Origin of the sequence: Deinococcus aquiradiocola (assembly GCF_014646915.1) — a bacterium.
Lineage (GTDB): Bacteria > Deinococcota > Deinococci > Deinococcales > Deinococcaceae > Deinococcus > Deinococcus aquiradiocola.
Window position 1 is genome coordinate 23,731 of sequence record NZ_BMOE01000014.1, and the last position, 21,544, is coordinate 45,274.

The 21,544-nt window shown below is 69.9% G+C and carries 13 protein-coding genes; 7 read left to right on the forward strand and 6 right to left on the reverse strand.

Going from position 1 to position 21,544, the window contains the following annotated elements; translation table 11 throughout:
• Window positions 1–105: 105 nt before the first annotated feature.
• Window positions 106–615, reverse strand: a complete 510-nt coding sequence (locus IEY33_RS15895; RefSeq protein ID WP_188964273.1) for a hypothetical protein — start codon at window positions 613–615, stop codon at window positions 106–108.
• A gap of 148 nt (window positions 616–763) precedes the next feature.
• Window positions 764–1,030 carry a GlsB/YeaQ/YmgE family stress response membrane protein gene (locus IEY33_RS15900; RefSeq protein ID WP_188964274.1) on the reverse strand — a complete coding sequence of 89 codons (267 nt, stop codon included), beginning with the start codon at window positions 1,028–1,030 and terminating at the stop codon, window positions 764–766.
• A 570-nt stretch (window positions 1,031–1,600) separates the two neighbouring features.
• On the opposite strand from IEY33_RS15900, the gene thrB reads away from it, so the two are divergent.
• On the forward strand, window positions 1,601–2,506 hold the full coding sequence (gene thrB / locus IEY33_RS15905) for a homoserine kinase (protein WP_188964275.1): 906 nt from the start codon (window positions 1,601–1,603) through the stop codon (window positions 2,504–2,506).
• Between the two features lie 106 nt (window positions 2,507–2,612).
• Entirely contained in the window at window positions 2,613–2,849 is a 237-nt protein-coding gene (locus IEY33_RS15910; RefSeq protein ID WP_188964276.1) for a ferredoxin, read from the forward strand.
• Between the two features lie 62 nt (window positions 2,850–2,911).
• On the opposite strand, the gene IEY33_RS15915 is transcribed toward IEY33_RS15910, so the two are convergent.
• Entirely contained in the window at window positions 2,912–3,943 is a 1,032-nt protein-coding gene (locus tag IEY33_RS15915) for a D-alanine--D-alanine ligase family protein (RefSeq protein WP_188964277.1), read from the reverse strand.
• A 462-nt stretch (window positions 3,944–4,405) separates the two neighbouring features.
• On the opposite strand from IEY33_RS15915, the gene IEY33_RS15920 reads away from it, so the two are divergent.
• The 5 genes from IEY33_RS15920 to cmk all read left to right on the forward strand — a co-directional run bounded on the left by IEY33_RS15920 (window position 4,406) and on the right by cmk (window position 10,849).
• Entirely contained in the window at window positions 4,406–6,133 is a 1,728-nt protein-coding gene (locus IEY33_RS15920; protein WP_188964278.1) for an ABC transporter substrate-binding protein, read from the forward strand.
• Window positions 6,134–6,537: 404 nt separating this feature from the next.
• Window positions 6,538–7,566 (forward strand): ABC transporter permease, encoded by a 1,029-nt coding sequence (locus IEY33_RS15925; protein WP_188964279.1) that lies wholly within the window; start codon window positions 6,538–6,540, stop codon window positions 7,564–7,566.
• Window position 7,567: 1 nt separating this feature from the next.
• Window positions 7,568–8,524 (forward strand): ABC transporter permease, encoded by a 957-nt coding sequence (locus IEY33_RS15930; RefSeq protein WP_188964280.1) that lies wholly within the window; start codon window positions 7,568–7,570, stop codon window positions 8,522–8,524.
• A gap of 247 nt (window positions 8,525–8,771) precedes the next feature.
• Window positions 8,772–10,118, forward strand: coding sequence for a S41 family peptidase (locus IEY33_RS15935; RefSeq protein ID WP_229671080.1), 1,347 nt, complete (start codon window positions 8,772–8,774; stop codon window positions 10,116–10,118).
• Between the two features lie 74 nt (window positions 10,119–10,192).
• A complete protein-coding gene (gene cmk / locus IEY33_RS15940) occupies window positions 10,193–10,849 on the forward strand; it encodes a (d)CMP kinase (protein ID WP_188964281.1) in 657 nt (218 codons plus the stop codon).
• Window positions 10,850–10,913: 64 nt separating this feature from the next.
• Here the strand turns inward: cmk and IEY33_RS15945 are convergent, their stop codons facing one another.
• Genes IEY33_RS15945 through IEY33_RS15955 form a run of 3 tightly spaced genes read right to left on the reverse strand, consistent with a single transcriptional unit; the run spans window position 10,914 to window position 21,486 of the window.
• On the reverse strand, window positions 10,914–13,613 hold the full coding sequence (locus IEY33_RS15945; protein ID WP_188964282.1) for a beta strand repeat-containing protein: 2,700 nt from the start codon (window positions 13,611–13,613) through the stop codon (window positions 10,914–10,916).
• Entirely contained in the window at window positions 13,610–18,667 is a 5,058-nt protein-coding gene (locus IEY33_RS15950; protein ID WP_188964283.1) for a porin family protein, read from the reverse strand. Before IEY33_RS15950 ends, IEY33_RS15945 begins: the two co-directional genes overlap by 4 nt.
• Window positions 18,667–21,486 (reverse strand): DUF11 domain-containing protein, encoded by a 2,820-nt coding sequence (locus tag IEY33_RS15955; RefSeq protein WP_188964284.1) that lies wholly within the window; start codon window positions 21,484–21,486, stop codon window positions 18,667–18,669. The genes IEY33_RS15950 and IEY33_RS15955 overlap by 1 nt, the downstream gene beginning before the upstream one ends.
• Window positions 21,487–21,544: the final 58 nt, after the last annotated feature.

Below are 21,544 nucleotides of genomic sequence, written 5' to 3' on the forward strand. Positions count from 1 at the left end.
GCGTGGTGGCGGAGGCGGGTCGCTGCGCCGCGTCCGCGTCCGGAAGGGGACGGGACGGCGTCCGTGCACGGGCGGCACTGGTGGCCGCGCGGGGCGTGGACGGATTCAGGCGGCAGCGGGGGCGGCTGTCCGGGGGGTGGGTGGGCCGCGGGCCGTGGCGCGCAGGACGCGCAGCGCCTCGGCGACGGCCCGGGCGAGCGGCACGGCGCGGCGCCCGAGCGGCAGGGGCGGCGGCGTCCAGAAGCGCGGGACGAGCGCCATGGGCGGCATGCAGCACAGGCCCTCCATGTGTCCGGCGTGCCCGTCCGGGCAGGGGACGGCTGGGTTTGCGCGGTCAGCGGCGCGGGTGATGTTCCGGTGCGGGGCAGGATGCGGGGCGGTCGTGTCTGTGCCGTCCATCCCCGTGCCGTTCATGTCCATGCCGGACATCGCCTGCGCGGGCGGCTCCTGAACCGCCGGGCGGAGGGCGGCGGCGAGCACGGCGGCCATGGTCTGCCCGGCGGGCGTCGCGGCGTGCAGCGCCACCTGACCCACGAACAGCAGTGTGGCCAGCCACAGCCACGCCAGCGCCGCCCAGGGTCGGGCGGGCAGGCGGTGGGGGCGGTGGGCGGGCATCGGTGCTCCCATCATGGCACCGGAAGGCGGGACATGTGTGCCGCCGCCCTCCCCCACCCGGGCCGGGGGTCACGGTGCGGCAGCCGAGCACAGCAAAGAACACCGCCAGCCCGGAGGCTGGCGGTGTCTGGGAAGCCTGGAAGGCCGGTTAGCGCAGGACGCGCAGGGCCTTGAGGATGGCGATCAGGATGACTGAGCCGATGACGCCCCAGACGATGCTCCAGAAGCTGAAGCCGTTCCCGGCGACGCTGCCGCCCACGCCGAGCAGGCTGCCGAAGATCCACTGCGCGAGGAGGCTGCCGACGATACCGATGAGGATGTTGGCGATGGCGCCCTGCTGACCGTCGGTCTTCATGATGATGCTGGCGAGCCAACCGCAGAGTGCACCGACGAGAATCGTGATAATCCAACCCATGTTCCTTCCTCCTGTCCTCTTGCGGTTCGGCGGCGTTGGCCTGCGTTCCCGGTGAGTCTGGCCTGGAGCGATCTGCTCCTTCCGGCCCGTCCTTCTGAGGGCATGATGTGACCACCGACCCCCCCGGAAAGCGATTTGGCCTACTGTTTGAAGGGGGGGTCAAGGGCGCGTAAGGCTCCCGCAAATTTGGGGTAAATTTCTCGTCAGACAGGGCAGAAAACGCGTGTGTTCACCCCAGGTTCCTGACCTGACTCTGACCCGGTGACGCCCGGAGGACATCCGTCCCGCCCTCATGCGGGTTCTCATGCTGGGCTGGCCTTGTCTCGACGCCTCCTTGAGCGTGTCACGGCCCGCCTGTAGCATGGCTCGAACTGCTGCGGGACCGGCAGGTGCGCCTCCGGGCGGCCGCCACCGCACCCTGGAGGAACAGATCATGGCCGGAACCACCGAAGGCGTCCCCACCCCCGTCACCCGTCACCGTGCGGCAGGCTGCCGTGACGGCCGGGTGCCGTGCGCCCGCCGCCGGTCCCGGAGCACTCAGGTACGTGCCGTGCAGGCGCGGGGGACGCGGTGACCTTCACGGTGCGTGCGCCCGCGTCGAGTGCGAACCTCGGGCCGGGCTTCGACAGCCTGGGCCTGAGCCTGTCGCTGTTCACGACGCTGCGCGTGACGCGGCAGGCCCGCACGGAGATCGTGCCGCTCGGCACGGACCTCGCGGGCACGCCCGCCGACGAGAGCAACTACATCTACCGCGCCATGCAGATCACGGCGCGCCGGGTGGGCCGCGAACTGCCGCCCGTCCGGGTGGAGATCGAGACGGACATCCCGCTCGCGCGCGGCCTGGGGTCCAGTGCCGCCGCGCTGGTGGCCGGGCTGGTGGCGGCCAACGTGCTGCTCGGCGAGCCGCTCGGCGCGGACGAACTGCTCGACATGGCGGCCCGCGAGGAAGGCCACGCCGACAACGTCGCCCCGGCCCTGATGGGCGGCATCGCGGTCGCGACACTCGACAAGGTCGGCACGCACTTCGTGCGCCTCGCGCCGCCCGAGCACCTGGGCGTCACGGTGCTCATCCCGGACTTCGAACTGTCGACCAGCAAGGCGCGGGCCGTCCTGCCGACCGAGTACTCGCGGGCAGACACGGTGCACGCCCTGTCGCACGCGGCGCTGCTCGCGGCGGCCCTCGCCACGGGACGCCTCGACCTGCTGCGGCACGCGATGCAGGACTACGTGCATCAGATCTGGCGCGCGCCGCTCGTGCCGGGCCTGACGGACGTGCTGGAGGGCGCGACGGCGCACGGCGCGCTGGGCGCCGCGCTCAGCGGGGCCGGTCCCACCGTGCTGTGCTTTCACGACACGCGAGAGGACACCGGGGACCTGCACGACTTCCTGAGCGGCGTGATGCGCCGCAACGGCCTGGACGGGCGGGTCCTGAACCTGCCCATCGACCTGCAGGGCGTGCAGGTCAGCGGGTCCTGACGCGCACCGGCACGGGCTGCAGGGTGGCCGCTGCACGGGCGGGGGTTAGACAGCCGTGAAGCGGCTCACTTGTGCTGCGGCCCCGCTTCTGCATAATGTTGGCACTATGCCTCACGTCATTGTCAGCCCTTGCATCGGAACCAAAGACCAGGCCTGCACCGAAGTGTGCCCGGTGGAGTGCATCTACGACGGCGGTGAGATGTTCCTCATCCACCCTGACGAGTGCATCGACTGCGGCGCGTGCGTGCCTGCCTGCCCCGTGAGCGCCATCTACCCGGAAGAGGACGTTCCGGCCGGTGAGACGGAATACATCCAGAAGAACCGCGCCTTCTTCGGCCTCTGATTTCAGCGAGTCGCGCCGCCGCCCCGAAGTTCGGAGCGGCGGCGCGGTTCGTCTGGGGGCGGTCAGCGTTCTTCGAGGGCGAGTTCCACGAGGCGCGTGACGAGGTCGGCGTAACTCCAGCCGGCCGCTTCCCACAGCTTGGGGTACATGCTGGTGGTGGTGAAGCCGGGCATGGTGTTGACCTCGTTGAGGTACAGCTGGCCGGGCGCGTCGCCCCTGCCGTTCACGTAGAAGAAGTCGATGCGGGCGAGTCCGGCGCAGTCCAGGGCCAGGAAGGCGCGCAGGGCGAGGCTGCGGACCTGTTCGGCGAGGTCGGCGGGCACGTCGGCGGGGATGCACATCTCGGCGTGCCCTTCGGTGTACTTGGTCTGGTAGTCGTAGAAGTCGGCGCTGAAGCGCAGTTCGCCGACCGGGGACGCGATGGGGGCGTCGTTGCCGAGGATGCCGACCTCCAGTTCGCGGGGTTTGCCGGGCGTCATGGCTTCCAGGATCACGCGGCGGTCCATGCTGAAGGCGAGGTCGAGGGCGGCGTCGAGTTCCATCTCGCTGCGGACCTTGCTGATGCCGACGCTGGAGCCCATGTTGGCGGGCTTCACGAAGAGCGGCAGGCCGAGTTCGGCGGCGAGGTCGCGGACGCTGTCGGGATGCTCGCGCCACTGACGGCGCGTGGCGAGGCGGTAGTCGACCTGTGGGATGCCCGCGCTGGCGAGCACCTGCTTGGTCATGACCTTGTCCATGCTGGCGGCGCTGCCGAGCACGCCGGAGCCGACGTAGGGGATGCCCGCGAGCGTGAGGAGGCCCTGCACGGTGCCGTCTTCGCCGTTGGGGCCGTGCAGGAGCGGGAACACGAGGTCGTAGCCCTGGACGTGCGCGGCCTGTTTGAGGAGGTTCTCGCCGCCGTGGTCGGCGCGGCCGAGTTCGAGGGCGCGGCCGGTGTCGGAGGGGGGAAGCCAGCGGCCCTGGCGGCTCACGACGAGGGGGGTGACGTCGAACTTGTCGGCGGGCAGGGCCGACAGGACGCTTCTGGCGCTCATCAGGCTGACTTCGTGTTCTCCGGACTGCCCTCCGGCGAGCAGCAGAATGCGTTTCTTCACGTCCGGCAGTATAGAGGCCCGGCGGGCGGCGGCCTGACTGTGGGGGGCGGTTTGGGGCGCGTAAAGGCTGGCATGCGGCTGACGGTGGGTGTGTATAGTGTGTGGGCAGCTTCCACAACCTGACAGGATTTATACACATATTTTCTCACATATGCAAAGTGAGGAGGGGTTCCCGCAAGTCAAATGACAGGTGCTGGACGCTGTTTCGGTGCATAAGCCCACACTATGTAGGCCAAGTCACCGTGCATACAAATGCACACTGCATACTTCCCACGGTGCCCCTATGCGGTCATCATGTACGCCCGAAAGTCTTGAGCTATCATTTGCCATCCGAACACCTAGACAGCTCCCCGACCGGCCAGCGGCAAGCGGGGAGAGGCGTGAGGGCAACAGAGTAGAACCTCGCAGGACCGGGCACACGACGGACACGGGGACATGCGCGGGAATACCAGGAGGAACGTCATGAAGAAACTCGGATTCATCACCACTCTGCTGTTGATCGGAGGCGTCGCCAGCGCCGCCACCCCCAAGGACACCCTGGTCATCCAGGAGTCGGCCGACATCCCCACCCTCGACCCCGGCGTCACCTACGACACCGCGTCGGGCCAGTTCACCGAGAACATCTACGAGACCCTCTGGACCTACAAGGGCTCCAGCCTCCGTGCCTTCGACCCCCTGCTCGCCAGCGCCATCCCCACCTACACCAACAGCGGCAAGACCCTGGTCGTCAGCCTCCGCAAGGGCGTCAAGTTCCACAGCGGCAACGCCTTCACCTGCGCCGACGCCGAGTACAGCTTCCGCCGCAACCTCGTGACCAACAGCGCCGAGTCCGGCAACTGGTTCCTCTCCGAGTCGCTCCTCGGCACGAGCAGCAACGCCAAGGACGACCCCAGCGTCACCTTCGCCAAGATCACGGCGGCCGTGAAGTGCAACGCCCAGGGCCAGCTCGTCTTCACGCTCCCCCAGGCCGACCCCGCCTTCCTCGCCAAGCTCGCCTTCACCGGCCAGAGCATCGTGGACATGAAGTGGGCCGTGCAGCAGGGCGAGTGGAACGGCACCGAAGCCACCTGGAAGGACTGGGTCGGCAAGGACCTGACCGGCGGCGCCCTCGACAAGAAGCCCAGCGGCACCGGCGCGTACCAGCTCGTGAACCGCGACGCCAACAGCATCCTGCTGAAGGCCTTCCCCAGCTACTGGGGCGCCAAGCCCAGCATCAAGAACATCATCTGGCAGAAGGTGCCCGAGCAGGCCACCCGCTACCAGGCCTTCCTGCGCGGCGACGCCGACCTGATCGAGACGGGCGCGCGCGCCAACGTCCAGGAGCAGCTCGTCGGCAAGCCCGGCGTGGCCTTCATCGACAACCTCCCCAACACCGTCGCCACCGCGTTCTTCATGAACGAGAACATCAAGGACTCCGCCCTGCTCGGCAGCGGCAAGCTGGACGGCAAGGGCGTCCCCGCCAACTTCTTCAGTGACGTGAACGTCCGCCGCGCCTTCAGCTACTCCTTCGACTACGCCGGCTACATCAAGGACGTGCAGCAGGGCAAGGGCAAGCAGCGCACCATGCTCCTCCCCGACACCTTCCCCGGCTACGTCAAGAGCGTCAAGACGTACAGCTACAACCCCGCCCAGGCCACCGCGTACTTCAAGCGCGCCTTCGGCGGCAACGTCTGGAAGAACGGCTTCAGCCTGAACGTCAACTACCGCGCGGGCGCCGTCGCTGCCCAGACCGCGATGGAGATCCTCAAGAAGAACGTCGAGGCGCTGAACCCCAAGTTCAAGATCAACATCAACGCCAAGCAGTGGTCGCAGATGCTCACCGACTCCAAGAACGGCAAGGAAGCCATGGTGATCCTCGGCTGGGCGCCCGACTACGCCGACCCGGACAACTTCATGTACACCTTCTACAGCAGCAACGGGTACTACTACCCCCGCAGCAACTGGAAGGACGCCAGCGTCGACAAGTGGCTCGACCAGGCCCGCACGACGGTCGATCCGATCGCCCGCACCAAGCTGTACGCCCAGGTCGCGCAGCGCGCCTACGACCAGGCGCCCTACATGCTCGTTCCCGCCGGCATCGCCTTCACGATCCTGCGTGACAACATCAAGGGCGTCAGCGCCGCCACCTACAACCCCATGCGTTCCGACGCCACCACCGGCGTGCTCTGGAAGACGCTCAGCAAGAACTGATCCTCACGGTCCCCGGCCGGACGCCCACGCGGGCGCACGCCGGGACCAGGCAGGACCACAGCAAACCGGGCGGGATGAGGCTGCACAGGCCTCACCCGCCCGCCTGACGTGACCGGACTGGCGTGACCGGACAGGGCCGCGCGGGGGGCAGGCCGGGACGCAAATCCCGCACCTTCTCATCTACACTGTTCACCTGACCTTTAGTGTGTCTGGATGCCGCCGGTGCAGGACGCTCCTCCCGGAACCGTCACCCTGGGCACGTCCCGCCTGCCCCACACGCCTGCACGCCCCACCGGCGTCACGGCCGGTGCAGGTGTCCCCGTCCGGTCACGGCGGGCCGCGGTCCACGCACCGTACCCCGCTGTCTAGTCCAGCCGCCCGTTTTGCCGTACCTTTGGAGAAGCATGTTGACCTTTATCCTTCGTCGTCTGATTCAGATCCCGGTCGTCATGGTGGTGCTGTCCATCATGATCGTCGGACTGACGCAGCTGCTCAGCCCCGAGCAGCGCGCTTCAGGCTATATCCGCAGCGAACAGCAGGCCGCACAGATCGACAAGATCATCCGTGACCACGGCTTCGACCAACCCTTCCCGGTGCAGTACGGCCGCTGGGTGAGCAGCGTCGCGCAGGGCGACCTGGGCTTCTCCAAGACCAGCAGCAAACCGGTGCTGGAAACCATCGGGGAACGCCTGCCCGCCACGCTTGAACTCGCGATCCTGGCCGCCATCCCGATCATCCTGATCGGCGTGTGGCTCGGCACGCTCTCGGCGCTGCACAAGGACCGCCTGCTGGACCAGATCATGCGGGTGTTCACGGTGCTGGGCTACAGCCTGCCCACCTTCGTGCTCGGCATCCTGATGCTGAAGTTCTTCTACGGCACGCTCGGCTGGGCGCCCGGGCCGGGGCAGCTCGACACCATCAACCAGTTCACGGTGCTCGACCCGGACTTCAAGCGTTACACCGGCATGCTCAGCGTGGACGGCCTGCTGAACGGCAAGCCCGCCATCACGATCGACGTGCTGCGCCACCTCGCGCTGCCCGTCGCGACCCTCACCATCGTGTCGAGCGCCAGCATCATCAAGATCATGCGCGCCCAGATGCTCGAAGCGCTCAGCAGCGACTACGTCCGTACCGCGCGCAGCAAGGGCCTCCCCGAGGGCCGCGTGACCGGCAAGCACGCGCGCCGCAACGCGCTGCTGCCCGTGGTGACGCTCGCGGGCTTCACGATCATCGGCCTGCTCGGCGGCAGCATCATCACCGAGACCATCTTCGCGTACCCCGGGATCGGCCAGTGGGCCGGTTCAGCCGCCGGGAACTTCGACGTGCCCGCCGTGCTGGGCTTCAGCCTGGTCACCGCCATGATCGTGGTGCTCGTCAGCACCCTGACGGACGTACTGTACGGTGTGGTGGACCCCCGCGTGAGGTTCGACTGATATGACCGCCATCCCCACCCCCACCCCCGCCCGCCGCAGCCGCTTCCAGGAATTCTGGGTGTCCCGCCCGGTCGTCAAGCTCAAGCGCAACAAGCTCGCCGTGGCGGGCCTGATCATCACGCTGCTGTTCCTGCTGACGGCCGTGTTCGCGCCGCTCATCGCCAAGCCGGGCGGCAACTGCCTGCGCGACCTGAACATGACGAGCCCCAACCAGATCTACAACCCGCTGGGCAGCGCCTTCTGGAAGGGCATCTTCGTGCCCCCGCAGAGCTGCTACCAGACGCAGCGCGACAGCTTCTCGCCCGTGCCCGTCGCGCCCAGCAAGGACGCGTACTTCGGGACCAGCAACGGCTACGACATCTTCTACGGCCTGGTCATCGTGGGCATCACGGTGCTGGTCGGCATCGTGGTCGGCGCGGTCAGCGGCTACTACGGCGGCTGGATCGACAACCTCATCCAGCGGTTCATCGACATCATCTTCTCGTTCCCCGGCCTGATCCTGTCGGTCGTGCTCATCACGATCCTGGGCCGCAACATCGGCACCATCATCCTGTCGTTCTGCGTGACCGGCTGGGCCGGTTACGCCCGCCTCATCCGCGGCGAGGTGCTGCGCACCCGCAAGCTGGAGTACGTGGACGGCGCGCGCAGCCTCGGCGCGAACGACTGGCGCATGATCAGCAAGCACGTCATCCCCAACAGCATCACGCCGCTCCTCACGAGCGCCATCCTCGACCTGGGCACCATTCCGCTCAGCATCGCCGCGCTGTCGTTCCTGGGGATCGGCCTGCCGGACGGCTACACCGACTGGGGCCAGATCATGAACTACGCCCGCAACTGGCTGGACGGGCCGTACTGGTACGTCACGGTGTTCCCGGCGGTGTTCATCATCCTGTTCTCGCTCGGCTGGAACCTGTTCGGCGACGCGGTCCGCGACGCCTTCGACCCGCGCACCCGCTGACGCTTCCCTGCAGCACCGCACCCGCTGAACGCTTCCCTGCAGCACCGCACCCGCTGAACGCTTCTCTGCTGCGTCGCACCCGCTGAACGCTCGCCGGTCGAAGCACGCCCACCTTCCCCCGCAGTGCGCCCTCCCATCCGGGACGGGCGCGCTTCTTTTCCTGGCCGGGTCCAGACCTATTCTGGCGTCCTCACGGCAGCCTGCGACACATCCGCTCCCCATCCGGCGGGCGCACACTGAGGGGACAATGACGCGTCCCCACAAGAAGCTGGTTGCGCTGGCGGCCATGTCGGCCCTGACCCTTTCGGCCACCTCCTGCACGCTGGCCGCGGGCAGCATTCAGACGCGCGGGGGCGTGTCCGGCACCACCGCCCCCTCCGGACGCTCGCCCGCCCAGCGGCTCTTCAATCAGGTGAATGCCCTTTTGAGCAGCCAGTACGGCGGGCTGAGCACCGTGGACCGCGTCAAGCTCGCCCGCGATTACCAGTTGAAGCTCGACGCGGCCTGCCAGAAGGACGGCGCGGACTGCGCGCGTGACGCTGCGTACCCGGTCCTGGAGGCCGAGATCGACGCGCTCGGCGACGAGCACAGCTTCTTCGAGCGGCCCGACGAGTACCAGAGCTTCGTGGCCGAAGCGACCGGCGGCACCCGCCTGCAGTTCGGGGTGCGGCTCGCGAAACTCGACGGCGAGTCGCGCGTCGTCACGTCCGTCATTCCCGGCAGTGCAGCGGCCGACGCGGACCTGCGGCGCGGCGACGTGCTCCGCACCCTGGGCAGTCAGCCGTACACCTACGACGCCCTCAAGAAGGCCAAGGAGGCGGGCACGCCCACCGTGCTCGGCGTGCAGCGCGGCCAGGCGCAGATCAGCGTGACGCTCACCTCGCGCGAGAGCACCACGCGCGACCTGCCCCGCATGACGCGCGTGGGCACGGTGGACGTGATCGCCATCCCGACCTTCCTGGCGGGCGGCGGCGTCGCGGACCGCGTACACGAACTCGTGGCGCAGGCGAACCGGGATCAGGCGACCGGTATCGTGGTGGACCTGCGCGGCAACACGGGCGGCAACCTCTTCGAGTGTGACGAGGCCGCCAGTGCCTTCGTCCCGAACTTCTCGCGGCTCAGCCGCAGCGAGAGCGGCGACACGCGCACCGTGGTCAGCATGGGCACGCGCCTGGAGGACGGGCAGCGGCGCGACGCCGTGCAGATGCCCGCCTTCTGGACGGGTCCGCTGGCGGTGGTGGTGGATCAGGCGAGCGCGTCGTGCAGCGAGTTCTTCGCCTTCGAGGTGCAGTACGCGCGGCGCGGCCCGATCGTGGGCGAGGCGACGGCCGGGGTCGGCAACACCGCCACGCAGGTCTTTCCGCTCGGGGACGCGGCGCTGCAGCTCACGGTCATCAACTACGTGAAGCCGGACGGTACGCCCTACCCGACGCAGGTGAAGCCGGACGTGCCCGGCAAGGACGACATCTCCAGGCTCGCGCAGGGCGAGGACGTCCTGCTGAACGCGGCCCTCACGGCCCTGCGGGACGCGCCTCAGGCCGCGAGTCCCGGCGCGCTGCAGCCGCTCGCGCCTGACAGTACCCGCAACAAGTAACGGCAGGACCCTCCCCTCTCCTGTCCTAACGGTCGTCCCTGGAGCGGCGCGGACGGGGACGCTACACTGCTGCGGTGATCGTGACCATTGACGGCGTGGCGGCCAGCGGAAAATCCAGTGTGGCGTCCGGCGTGGCCCGCGCCCTGCACGTCCCCTACCTCAGCAGCGGCCTGCTGTACCGCGCGGCCACCTGGGCGGCCCTGCAGCACGGCCTGCCGCTGGACACCCCGGAGGCCGAGGGGCCACTGCTGGACCTGCTGCACGCACAGACCCAGGCTGGGACGCCGCTGGACCTGCGCCCCCTCCCGGAAGGCAATCAGGTATGGCAGGCCGGACGGGACATCAGCGAGGCGCTGCACACGGCGGAAGTGGACGCGCACGTGAGCGCGGCGGCCGTCCTACCGGGCCTGCGCGAGTGGGTGAACGCGCAGTTGCGCGCCCTGACGCCGCCCTTCCTGGCGGAGGGGCGCGACATGGGCAGCACCGTCTTCCCGCACGCGGACCACAAGTTCTACCTGCACGCGAGTGCCCGCGTGCGAGCGGAACGGCGCGTGAAGGAACGCGCGCAGGACGTGGACAGCGTGGAGGCGGCCCTGAAACTGCGGGACGAGCGGGACGTGCGGCAGTCCGCGCCTGCCCCGGACGCCATTCACATCGACACGGGGAGCGGGACGCTGCCGGAAATCATCGCGCAGGTCCTCGCCCACCTGCCCGCACCGTCCGCCACCTGAACCGCGCCCCACGGCAGCGAGGGCCAGCCCGATCATGGCTGGCCCTCGCTGCTGTCCGGGCGCGTCAGCCGATGGTGGCGCGGAAGCAGACGGTGAAGGTCTGCCCGGGCGTCAGGACCAGGGTGGGCAGGTTCACGGCGATGGCGCCGCCGCCCAGCTGTCCGGCGTCCGTGTCGGCCGCGAAGGTCGCGTACGTCGTGCCGGACGGCAGGATCAGCTTGATGTCCTGGTTGGTGCCGTACGCGGCACTCCTGGCGCTGGTGTTGCCGGGCACGGTGTCGCTGAAGGCGAGCTTGGTGGTGTTGAGGGTGCCGGTGTTGGTGGTCACGATGCAGTATTCGAGGATCTCGCCGGGTTTGCCGCTGCTGTTGCTGCCGACCGCGCCGCCGGTGGAGATGTTCTGCACGGTCTTGACGGCGCTGACCTGCGCGACGGGCTTCACGCAGGCGTTGATGGCGCGCACGTTGAAGCCGATGTCGTCGGAGGTGCCGCTCGTGCCGCCCGTGAAGCGCAGTTCGGCGCTGCTCACCCCGGCGACGCTGGTGGGCAGCGTCACGTAGCTCTCGACCTTGGGGTACACGCCCTGGTAGTAGCCGCGGTTCACCCAGGTGGCCGAGACGGCCGCGCCGTTCAGGGCGGTGATCTGCGCGGCGCCGCCCAGCCCGGCGTTGCCGGTGAGGCGGGCGTACTCGGTGCCGTTCACGTACAGGGACAGGGTGGAGGCGTTGGAGGGGTTGGGGGTGCCGTTGTTGAACCACCAGTCCATGTCCACGATGTACGCGCTGGCTGTCCCGACGCCCTGCCGGTACGCGGCGGCGTTGGTGACGAGCGGGACGGGGGTGGAGACCGTGCCGGTGTCCTGGTTGTAGAAGGCGGTGGTGTTGGGCGTGGAGAGCAGATTGGTGGTGGTGCCGGTGCTGCAGGTGGTGGGCGGGGTGGGGAGGGCCGTGACGGGGGCGGTGTCGGTGCTGCAGTGGGTGGCGTCGCAGGTGGCGCTGGTGGGGACGGCGCCGCCGTTGTAGGGGTCGCCGCCGCCGCTGACGGACGCGGTGTTGCTGATGGTGCCGGTCGCGTCGGGCAGGACCGTCACGGCGAAGCTGATGGCGGTGCTGACGCTCGGGGCGATGGCGCCGGTGGTGGTGCAGGTGACGGTCTGCCCGCTCGTCTTGTAGGTGCTGGTGAGTTCGTCGACGTAGCTGCAGGTCCATGTGACGCCATTCGACACGACCTGGAAGCCGGAGACGGGCGCGATGCCGAGCGTGGCGGGCAGCGTGTCGGTGACGGTGACGGTGCCGCTGGTGCTGAGTCGGGTGGTGCCGCTCGCGGCGGCGGCGTTCGTGACGGTCAGGGTGTACGTGCCCTGCCCGGCGGCGGCGAGGGTGGCGGGCGCGTGGGTCTTGACGATGCTGAGGGCCGGGGTGGCCTGCACCGTCAGGACGGCGTTCGCGGCGACCAGGGTGTTCCCGGCGGTGGTCTGCACGGCACCCGAGGCGATGGTGTTGGTGTACGCGCCGAGCGCGGGGGCCGTGACGGCCACCGTGACGGTGCAGCCGCCCACCGGGATCACGAGGCCCGCCTTGACGGTGAGCTGCTTGTCGGCCGCGGCGGTCGTGACGAGCGCGGCGTTGCCCTGGGTGCTGCCGCTCGCTGCGAGGCAGGTGCCGGCAAGGGCGGGCGTGGACGCGACGACCATCTGGCCGGGCGTGGCGGGGAAGGTGTCCGTCAGGTCCTTGGTCAGGTAGTACGGCGCGGTGTTGGTGTTCCCGAACGTGAGGGTGAGGGTGGTGTTGGCGGGCGCGGAGGTGACGGTGGCGGGCGTGAAGCTCTTGGCGAGCGTGGGCACGTCCGGCACGACGCCGCAGCTCGCGAGGTCGGTGATGCCGCTGAAGGTCGCGCCGCTGTTCGGGTCGGTGAGGGTGCCGGTGCCGATGTCCAGCAGGAACAGGCCGTTGTTGGCGGTGATGGTGCTGCTGCTCAGGTTCACGTAGTACTGCCGCGTGACGGGGTTGTAGGCGAGGCCGTTGACGGTGGTGGTGGTGTTGGTGAGGGTCGCGCCGCCGAGCTTCAGCTGCACGGGGCTGCTGAGTACGCCCGTCCCGAGGTTCACGGCGTAGATGGTGGGGATGGCGTTCGGTTCCACCACGGCGTAGTCGGTGGTGCCGTTGGTGGCGATGTCGCCGTTGGTGGTGGGGGACACGACGGCGTTGCCGTTGGACTTCAGTTCGTTGTACGTGCCGATGAGCGCGCCGCTGGCGGCATTGATCTGACCGACGTAGGTGCGACCAGCGTTCAGGGAGCTGTACAGCACGTACAGATTGCCGTTCGCGGCGAAGGTCGCGCCGATGATGCGCGGCGAGGTGTTGGTGCCCACCAGGGCCGGAGCGGTGTTGCCGGGCGCGGGGGCGGGCACGGTGCCGAGGCTGGCACTGAAGGCCTTGGTGGCGGGGTCGTAGTAGTACAGAGCGTTGCTGGTCTGGTCCACGTAGTACATGCGTCCCGTGGCCGGGTCGAGCGCGGCCGCGTTGGGGGCGGTGGTGGGCGTGTTCCCGAGGGTGTTGTAGGTGTTCGCGTACGGGTCGTAGTACACGGAGGTGTACGTGCCGCCGGAGACACGCGTGCCGTACACGGTGGTGCAGGCGCTGCCCGCCTGGGCGGTGCCGAGTGTGGCGGCGCCCAGCGTGGTCAGCAGGACCCCGAGCGTGGTGACGGTGCGTTGCCAACGCCTCAGCCAGGAGTGGCCGGGCCTGTCGTTGTGTTCTCTCACTTCTGCTCCCCCTCGTCCAGCATCAGGTCCAGGCGCAGGTACAGGCCCTTGCGGGTGCTGATGTTGCCGCTGATGCCGTCGAAGCCGATGGCGTTGTAGCCGAGCGTGACCCAGGTGCCGGGCAGGGCGCGCAGGCTGCCTTCCAGCCCGAAGCTGTACGCGCTGTAGTTGCTGGACGGCTGGTAGATGGCACGTCCGGCGACGCCGACCCCGATGAAGTCGTTCAGGTAGTATGTGCCGCTCACGGACGGCTGCACGGTTAGGCTGCCGGGGTCGCTGACGAGCATGCGTCCGGCGACGCCCGCACGCACGCTCAGGTGGTCGAGGTGGTACTCGGCGTTCGCCTCGCCGATCACCTGTGGCTGGCTGCCGCCGAGCGAGCCGTCCTGGTAGCGGAGGTACGCGAGGCCCTGCAGGGGTCCGTTGCGCAGGGCGGTGGACGCGGCGACGCTCGTGCCGACCTGGTCGGCGGAGCCGAGCACGCGGGTGGCGTCCAGCGTGACGCTCCACTGGTCGTTCAGGGAGTAGCTGAGGCCGGTCTTGAGGACGGTGCGGAACACGCCGGACGTGGTGGACGCGTCCGCTCCGGCGCTCGCGACGAGCTTCTCGGCGGCGTAGCGGACGCTCGCCCCGGCGTTCCAGTCGCCGGCCCTGGTGCTGAGGTTGTAGAGGTACCCGCCACTCAGGTTGACGCTGAACTTGTCGCTGAGCGGGAGGGTGGTGTCCACGCCGAAGCGGGCGCGGTTGCCGCTGCCGCTGGCGTTGGGGAGGTCGTAACCGACCGAGAGGTTCGTGCCGCCCAGGCGCGTCTGCAGGCCCAGGCTGGCCTGCTGGCTGATGGGGTCGCTGCTGCCGTCCGCGTTCTGGCCACCCCAGTCGATCACGTCACGGGCGACGAGGGTGACGTTCTCGGCGACCTGCACCTTGGCGGCGGCGGTCGTGACGGGGTCCTGCGTGCCGCTCCCGATGGGCTGGGCGTGGTCGACGCTCAGGTCGAGCGGCCCGGCAGTGTACCCGGCGCTCACGAGGGCCGAGATGCCCTGCTGCGCGCCGAAGCCCGCCTGGACGCCCGCCCCGAGGCGCAGCACGCCGTTCTGGTAGCGGCCCTGCAGGCTCACGAGGCCGCCCTGGTTGCCGCTGCCGGTGGTGTCGCTGCCCGTCACGGCCTGGTTGGTGGTGCGGCCGAGTTCGTAGCTGCCGTCCGCGTACTGCGCGGCGAGGCGCACGCCGAAGTGCTCGCTGAGGCGCGCGTCGACGCTGGCGGTGGCGGCCACGCCCTTGTCGACGGGGTTCAGTCCGGCGTAGTTCTGGTCCTGGTAGCGCAGGCTGGCGCTGTAGTCGAGGTGCTCGGTCCGGCCGTTGAGGCTGCCGTTGACCATCAGGCCGCCCGCGTACGCGGCGAGCAGGTCGCCGACGACGGTCCCGGCGGACGCCTGGGTGGAGGCCCCGGCGGTGCTGTCGTAGCGGGCGCGCACGCCGACGGTGGTGACGTCGTCCATGTGGACGGCGGCCGCGCCGAGCGTCAGGCTGTCCCCGACGTGCGTGCTGATCTGCGCGCCGTACGCGAGGGTGCGGTTGCCGTCGGTGGCGGTCACGCGGTACACGACGCGCAGCGACTGGGCGTTCCCGGCCTCGTCGAGCAGGCCGATGGCGCGGCTGAAGTACAGCACGCCCGCGACGGGGTCGAGGGTGTAGTCGGTGTACGCGGTCAGGCGGCGCAGCGTCTGCGCGCCCGTCAGGCGGTCCGTGACCACGAGGTCCACCGTTTCGCTGTCGGGCGACACGTCGGTCTTGCTGAGGCGCACGACGCGCGTGCCGTTGGAGGGCAGCGTGTCGGTGACGAGGCTGCCGGGCAGGGCGGCCACGAAGCCCGCGACCTGTGGCGTGCCGTGCGTGTACGCGGAGAGCGCCGTGATGTTCCCGCCGATGCTGAACACGTCGATGGGCAGTGCGGACTGGCGGTAGGACGCGCTGAAGTCCGGGTGCTCGTAGCGGAACGCGACCGGGTCGATGCCCTGCAGCGGGATCTGCTCGGTGGAGCTGTCGCCGTAGCCGGGGTAGCGCTGCAGGGGGTTGCTGGTGCTGGGCAGGCCCTGTGACCGGTCGAAGGTGACGCCGGGGCCGGTGGTGACGGTCGGGTCGCTGACGTTGGTGCCGTCGGAGCGGGTGGTTTCGGTGACCTGTCCGGCCCCGCCGCGCAGGGCGCCCGCGCCCGCCACGTACAGTTTGCCCGCGCCGAGCGGCGTCTCGAAGTACCCCTGGCTGCGCGCCTCGTAGGCCGTGCCGCTGCCGCCGCTGCCGAGGCTGCCGGTGAGGCTGACGAAGCCCACCCCGACGCGGGTCCTGCTGGGTGTCGCCTCGAAGGTGCGGGTGATGACGCCGCTGCCCACGAGGACGCGGACGGTGAAGCGGGTGGGGGCGCTGATCGCGGGGAGTTCCAGGCTGCCCTCGCCGTTCCTGAGGACCACCTGCTGGCTCGCGACGGTGGGTCTGGCGTCCGGGGTGAGCGGGTCGAGGCTGGATTCGACGGTGACGCTGGGCGTGCCGGGCGTCAGGCCGTTGATGTCGAGCAGCTTCAGCTTCAGCTTGATGGGCTGCACGCCGTCCGCGACGAGCTGCACGGGCGTGATCTGCGCGGTGACGGGCGCGCTCGCGAGGTACACCTTGACGCTCTGCCCGCCGTAGCTGATGACGTTCTCGCCGGGGCGCAGCTGCACGCCGTAGAACTCGCGGCGCGCGGTGTCCGCCTCGGTGTCGAGGGTGGTCTGCCCGAGCGCGCTGGCGTCCACGGCGTGCCCGTTGACGGTGGGAAGGGTGGGGTCGGCGTCGGGCGTGGCGCCCTGGCTGACCACGGCGACCGTGACGCGGTCGCGGTCGCGGTACACGGTGCCCGCGACGGGCAGGCGGATGCTGCCGTCGTTCTCGCTGGCCTGTGCCTGTCCGGCGGCGACGGCGGCCTTCAGGTCGTCGGGGTCGACGTGACCGGCGAGGACTTCCTGGCGGCCCAGCGCGTAACGGCCGAGCAGGGAGGGCGTCTCCAGGTCCGGCAGGGCCTCCTGGTGCCGGAGGGTGTACGTGAGCACCCCGCGCGGCGCGCCGGGCGTCGTCCAGTACAGGCGGCCGCTCGGTCCGACGAGCGGGTCGGCGGTGGGTTTGCCGTTCAGCAGGCTGCTGCCGGGCACGTAACTGGCGCCCTGCGGCGGCGTGTGGGCCACCACGAGCTGCGTGGCGGCGCGCGGCGCGTCGAAGGGAATACGGACAGTGGAGTTGCGCGCCACCACGATGACGGGCGCGGGCGCTTCCGGCGCGGCCTGCGGGGCGGGATCGGCGGCGGCGGGGGTCGCCGCTTCGGGGGTGGGCGTTTCCGGGGCGGGTGCGGGCGTGGCGGCAACGAACTGACCCTTCACGCTCTGGCGGCTCTCGCAGTTGCTGCTGAGCGTGGCGTTCAGTTCGCTGCTGCCGCCCGCCTCGGCGCTCACGCGGGCGCGGTAGCTGAGGGTGCGGGACTCGCCGGGCTTCAGCTCGCCGCTGAAGATGACCGGGTCGAGCGCCGTGAGGCCCGCGCCGGGCGCGTCCACGAGGCGGTAGGGGGCGTCCGCGCCGGAGGTGTTCGTGACACTCAGGCTGACGGTGACCACATCGCCCGGCAGGGCCGCCGGGACGTCCGCGCGGCGCAGTTCGATCTGCGTGGCGGTGGGCAGCACCTGCACCGGCAGCGTCTGGCTGCGGCCCCAGGGTTGCAGTCCGGCGCTCGCTTCCAGCGTGCCGGCACGCGTGGCTCTGGCCTCGAAGCGCAGCTGCGCGGGGTGCGCGGCGTCCACGCGGGCGGTGGTGGCGGTGTCGCCGTCTGTGCTCAGGCCGTCCGGGAGCGTGACGTGCAGGCTGGCGGGCAGCGCCTGCCGGTCGAAGGCGGTGCTGGCCTGCGCGGTGAAGGTCACCACGTCGCCCACGCACACCTGCGTCTTGTCGGCCGTGAACTTCAGGTCCACGCTCGGCCTGATCTGCACCCTGACCTGCGCGGTCCCGCCCTTGACGACGGTCGCCTGGGCGGTGCTGACGGTGGTCTCAGCGCCCGCGACGGGCTGCACGGCGACCGGGTACGCGCCTGCCGGGAGGTTGAGGGTGGTGTCGTGCTTCAGTGCGATCTGGCGGTCACCGACCGTCACGTCGGCGCCGGTCGCCTCGTTGCCGTCCGGGAGGACCAGTTCGGCGCTGACGTCCAGGCGTCCGGTGCTGTCGGCCCGCACGACGGTGAGGGGGGTGTCCTGGCCGTCCTTCTGCAGCGAGAAGCCGACGGTGTTGCTGTACTGTTTCGCGGCGTCCGGCTGGCGCAGGTACAGGGTGTAGTTGCCGGGCACGTCCGGCAGCGGCAGGGTGTCCCAGCCGAGGTCGCCGGACACCTTGAGCGGGTACACGCGGCCCTGCGCGTCGCGCAGTTCGGCTTCCATCTCGCTGGGGCCGTCCCCGTCGTACATGTGCAGTTCGAGGTTCCCGCCGCCGCTGGCGACGTTCAGGGCCGGGATCCAGTCCTTGGCGTGTACGTTGACGTTCAGGCGGTCCGCTTCGACGGCGGCACTGATGGTGTTCAGGCGGATCGCGAAGGTGTTCTTGCCTTTGCCCTGCGTCTGCACGCGCAGCGTGTACGTCCCTGCCGCGAGGTCGTCGTTCAGGAAGGTCTGCCAGTCGGGCTTCCCGACCCCGAAGTTGCGGGTGCGGACGACCTGCCCGCGCGCGTCGATGAGCATGAAGGTGCTGCTGACCGTGCCGCCGTACCCTTCGTCCCCGTACTCGCTGCTGCTGCGGTAGTCCTTGGGGTCGAACTGGGCGCTGTACACGTCGAGCTGCACGCGGCCCGCCATGCCGACCACGAGGCGCAGGTCCTGGTCGCCGACCGTCCACATGAGCTTGTCGCCGACGCTGGTGAGCGGCAGGGAGGTGCTGACTTCCTGCGCGGCAGCCCCGCTGATCAGGGCGGCCGTGATGGTGCTGAGGGCGCGGGTGGTGACGAGGGCGCGGCGGGACCCGTTGCTGCCGGAGGACGTGTCGGGGTTCATCAGTACCTCCATCCGGCCACGGGATCCGTGACGGCGGACCCGGGCGCGCCCGTGAAGCGGAAGCGGTACGTGAACGTGCGTTCAGCGGCGGGCAGGGGGTCGAGGGTGAGGGTGTTGCTGCCGTCCAGCAGCGTCGCGCCCTGTGGGAGCGGGTCCTGCAGGGTGAAGCCCGCGAGGGCCTGCGCGGCGGTGACGGTGACCTGCACTCGGTACACGTTGTCCTCGGCGGTCGTGAAGACCTGCTTGCGGACCTGCAGCACGCCGGGGGCCTGGGCAGTGCCCATGCTGAGGGTGGTGTCGCGGATCACGTCGACGTTCCCGGCGTTCGGTTGCAGCGCGAAGTCCACGCTGGTGAGGTTGCGGACGTACACGCCGCGGCTGCCGGGGCGACCGCCGTCCTGCGGGACGGTGAGCGGCTGCTGCGCGACGCTGGACGGGTCGAGCCGCAGTGCCGCGAAGCCCTCGCGGACGCTCCCGAAGTGGTAGCGGCCGGTGGCGTCCGTCAGGGCGATGCGGCCGTTCGCGAGGATCACGCGGGCGTTCTGGACGGGCACGTCCACGCCCTGGTCGTAGCGGCCGTTGCGCTGCACGTCCTGGAACACGTACCCGACGATGTCCCCGACCGGCGCGAACAGCAGCGGCGTGATGCGGTTGGTGGCGCTGGCGGACTGCTCGGGAATCTCGGAGCCGTTCGCGGAGATGGCGCGGGCGATGGCGGTGTTCTGGATGCGGTCGCCGGTCGCGCTCGGCAGGACGCGCGCCTCGAAGATCACCTCGTGCTGCGCGCCGGGCCCGAGTTCCGGCAGCACCCAGACGTGGTCCGTGCCGGTGATGGTGGGGTCGTTGATGGGCGCGCCGTTGAAGCGGCTGCTGCCGGGAATGTATTCCAGGCCGACCGGCATGCTGTCCGTGATCTCGACCCTGCGCATGGTGGCGACGGTGGAGGGGTTCCGGACGAGGAAGGTGTACGTGACGATGTCCCCGATGCTGACCTCGGCGGGCGTGCTGGTCTTGCTGAACACCAGGCTGCCGGAGAAGACGGGCGTGGTGACGGGCGCCGACGGGACCGGCTGCACGAACTCGGTGCTGGTGAGCGTGAAGGCGTTGCTGATGACCGTGTCGTCCGGCGTGCCGGTCGCGACGCGGGCCGTGACGGTGCGCGTGACGGTCTGCCCGGCGGGGATGGTGCCGATGGTCCACGTGACGGTGCCGCCCGCGTAGGTGCCGTTGTCGGACGACAGGTATTCCAGGTGGCTGTCGAGCGGGTCGCTGAGCACGACATTGTGGATGTCGACGGGCAGGGGGTTCAGGACGGTCAGGGTGTACGTGAGGGTCTCGCCCTGCTTGACGGTGCCGGTGGGGCTGACGGTCTTGGTGAGGCCCGGCTGGCCGATCACGATGTCGCCCACGCGGTCGAGGGTGGCGTTCTCGGGTGCGCCGCGCGTGCCGCTGACCGTGAGGCGCAGTTCCTCCCAGGGGGTGCCGTTCACGTCCTGCGCGCGGATGCTCTGAATGCCGCCCACCTGCGGGGTGAGGCACACCTGGAAGTCGTGCGTGGCGCCGGGCGCGAGCGTGAGGTTCTGACGCATGGGGCTGCCGTCGAGTTCGAGGAGCTGGGGTTCGGCGGTGCCGGTCGTGACTTCGGCGCGCACGCTGAGGGTGTCGTCGCGGTCCCCGAGGTTCTGCTCGGTGTGCCTGAAGCAGGTCGTCTGGTTCGCGAAGATCATGTCCTTGGTCTGCAGGTCGTCGCTGCTGAGTTCACCGCCGGGCAGGGCCTGCGCGTTCCCGATCGGGCCGACCGCGATGAGGGGCGCGTAGCGCACGTCGACGGTCGCGCCGGTCTGCGTGTCGGGCGTGCCGGGGCTGCTGAGCTGCGCGACGTTGCGGCGCGTGCCGACCTCGGTGGGGGGCGCGGTGAGGCGGAAGGTCAGGCTGCCGCTCGCGCCGCTGGCGAGACTGTCGAGCCGCCAGCGCAGGCCGATCACGCTGTTCGGTTCGCCGCTCATCCAGGTGCTGCCGTCGGACGTGAACTCCACACGGCCCGTGGCGGTGCTGGCGCTGCCGGGCACGTACGTGAAGCCCTGCATGTCGGGGGTGTTCAGGAGGTCCGTGACGATCACTTCGCGGGAGGTGCCGCTGCCGGTGTTGCTCAGGCCGAGGGTCACGCCGACCACGCCGCCCGGCATGACGCGCGCCGCGTCGAAGCTCTTGCTGAGCGCCAGGGCGGGCGGGTCGGCCACGTCGAGGCGGGCGACGTTGTCGCTGTCGGTCGCGCCGCCCAGGGCCGCCGCGCAGACCGCCGCGAGGTTCAGGAAGGCCTGACCGCGGCTGCCGTTCTGGGTGCTGGCCCGCACGAGGAGCGCGGCGCTGCCGTCGGCGGGCAGGTCGATGGACGTGACGGCGGGCTCGTCCGTGTCGATCAGGCCGTTGCCGTTCGCGTCGAGGTGCACGCTCAGGTCGCCGGGCGTGAAGGCGGAACTGCGGTCGGTGGTGGTGCTGAGCGTGAAGGTGTTGACGGCGTTGCCGGTGTTGCTGAGCGTGTAGTGCAGCGTGGCCGTCTCGGCGGGCAGCAGGTTGACGCTCTGGCCGGGGGCGCTCAGGGTACCGTTCGGCAGGACGCTCAGCGAGCAGACCTGCGAGACGACCGTCTGCACGGTGGCGGAGCGGGCGGTGAAGGGAGCGCCGCTGCCGTCGTCACTGACGCCCTGGAAGGTCGCCTGGTTCTCGATCACGGTGCCGGCCGGAGTTCCGGCAGCGCCTGCCAGACCCAGCAGGGTCACGATCAGGGCCAGCAGGTGGGTTAGGGGATGGTGACGCATGAAGCCTCCGGGCGGGGGGACGGGGTAGATGTTGACGGAGTGCGTCTGCCCAACATGG

What these genes read in the sequence shown, in the direction of transcription:
- IEY33_RS15895 (WP_188964273.1), bottom strand. Translation starts at nt 615, where the DNA reads ATGCCCGCCCACCGCCCCCACCGCCTGCCCGCCCGACCCTGGGCGGCG.
- IEY33_RS15900 (WP_188964274.1), bottom strand. Translation starts at nt 1,030, where the DNA reads ATGGGTTGGATTATCACGATTCTCGTCGGTGCACTCTGCGGTTGGCTC.
- IEY33_RS15910 (WP_188964276.1), top strand. Translation starts at nt 2,613, where the DNA reads ATGCCTCACGTCATTGTCAGCCCTTGCATCGGAACCAAAGACCAGGCC.
- IEY33_RS15920 (WP_188964278.1), top strand. Translation starts at nt 4,406, where the DNA reads ATGAAGAAACTCGGATTCATCACCACTCTGCTGTTGATCGGAGGCGTC.
- IEY33_RS15925 (WP_188964279.1), top strand. Translation starts at nt 6,538, where the DNA reads ATGTTGACCTTTATCCTTCGTCGTCTGATTCAGATCCCGGTCGTCATG.
- IEY33_RS15930 (WP_188964280.1), top strand. Translation starts at nt 7,568, where the DNA reads ATGACCGCCATCCCCACCCCCACCCCCGCCCGCCGCAGCCGCTTCCAG.
- IEY33_RS15935 (WP_229671080.1), top strand. Translation starts at nt 8,772, where the DNA reads ATGACGCGTCCCCACAAGAAGCTGGTTGCGCTGGCGGCCATGTCGGCC.
- IEY33_RS15950 (WP_188964283.1), bottom strand. Translation starts at nt 18,667, where the DNA reads ATGAACCCCGACACGTCCTCCGGCAGCAACGGGTCCCGCCGCGCCCTC.
- IEY33_RS15955 (WP_188964284.1), bottom strand. Translation starts at nt 21,486, where the DNA reads ATGCGTCACCATCCCCTAACCCACCTGCTGGCCCTGATCGTGACCCTG.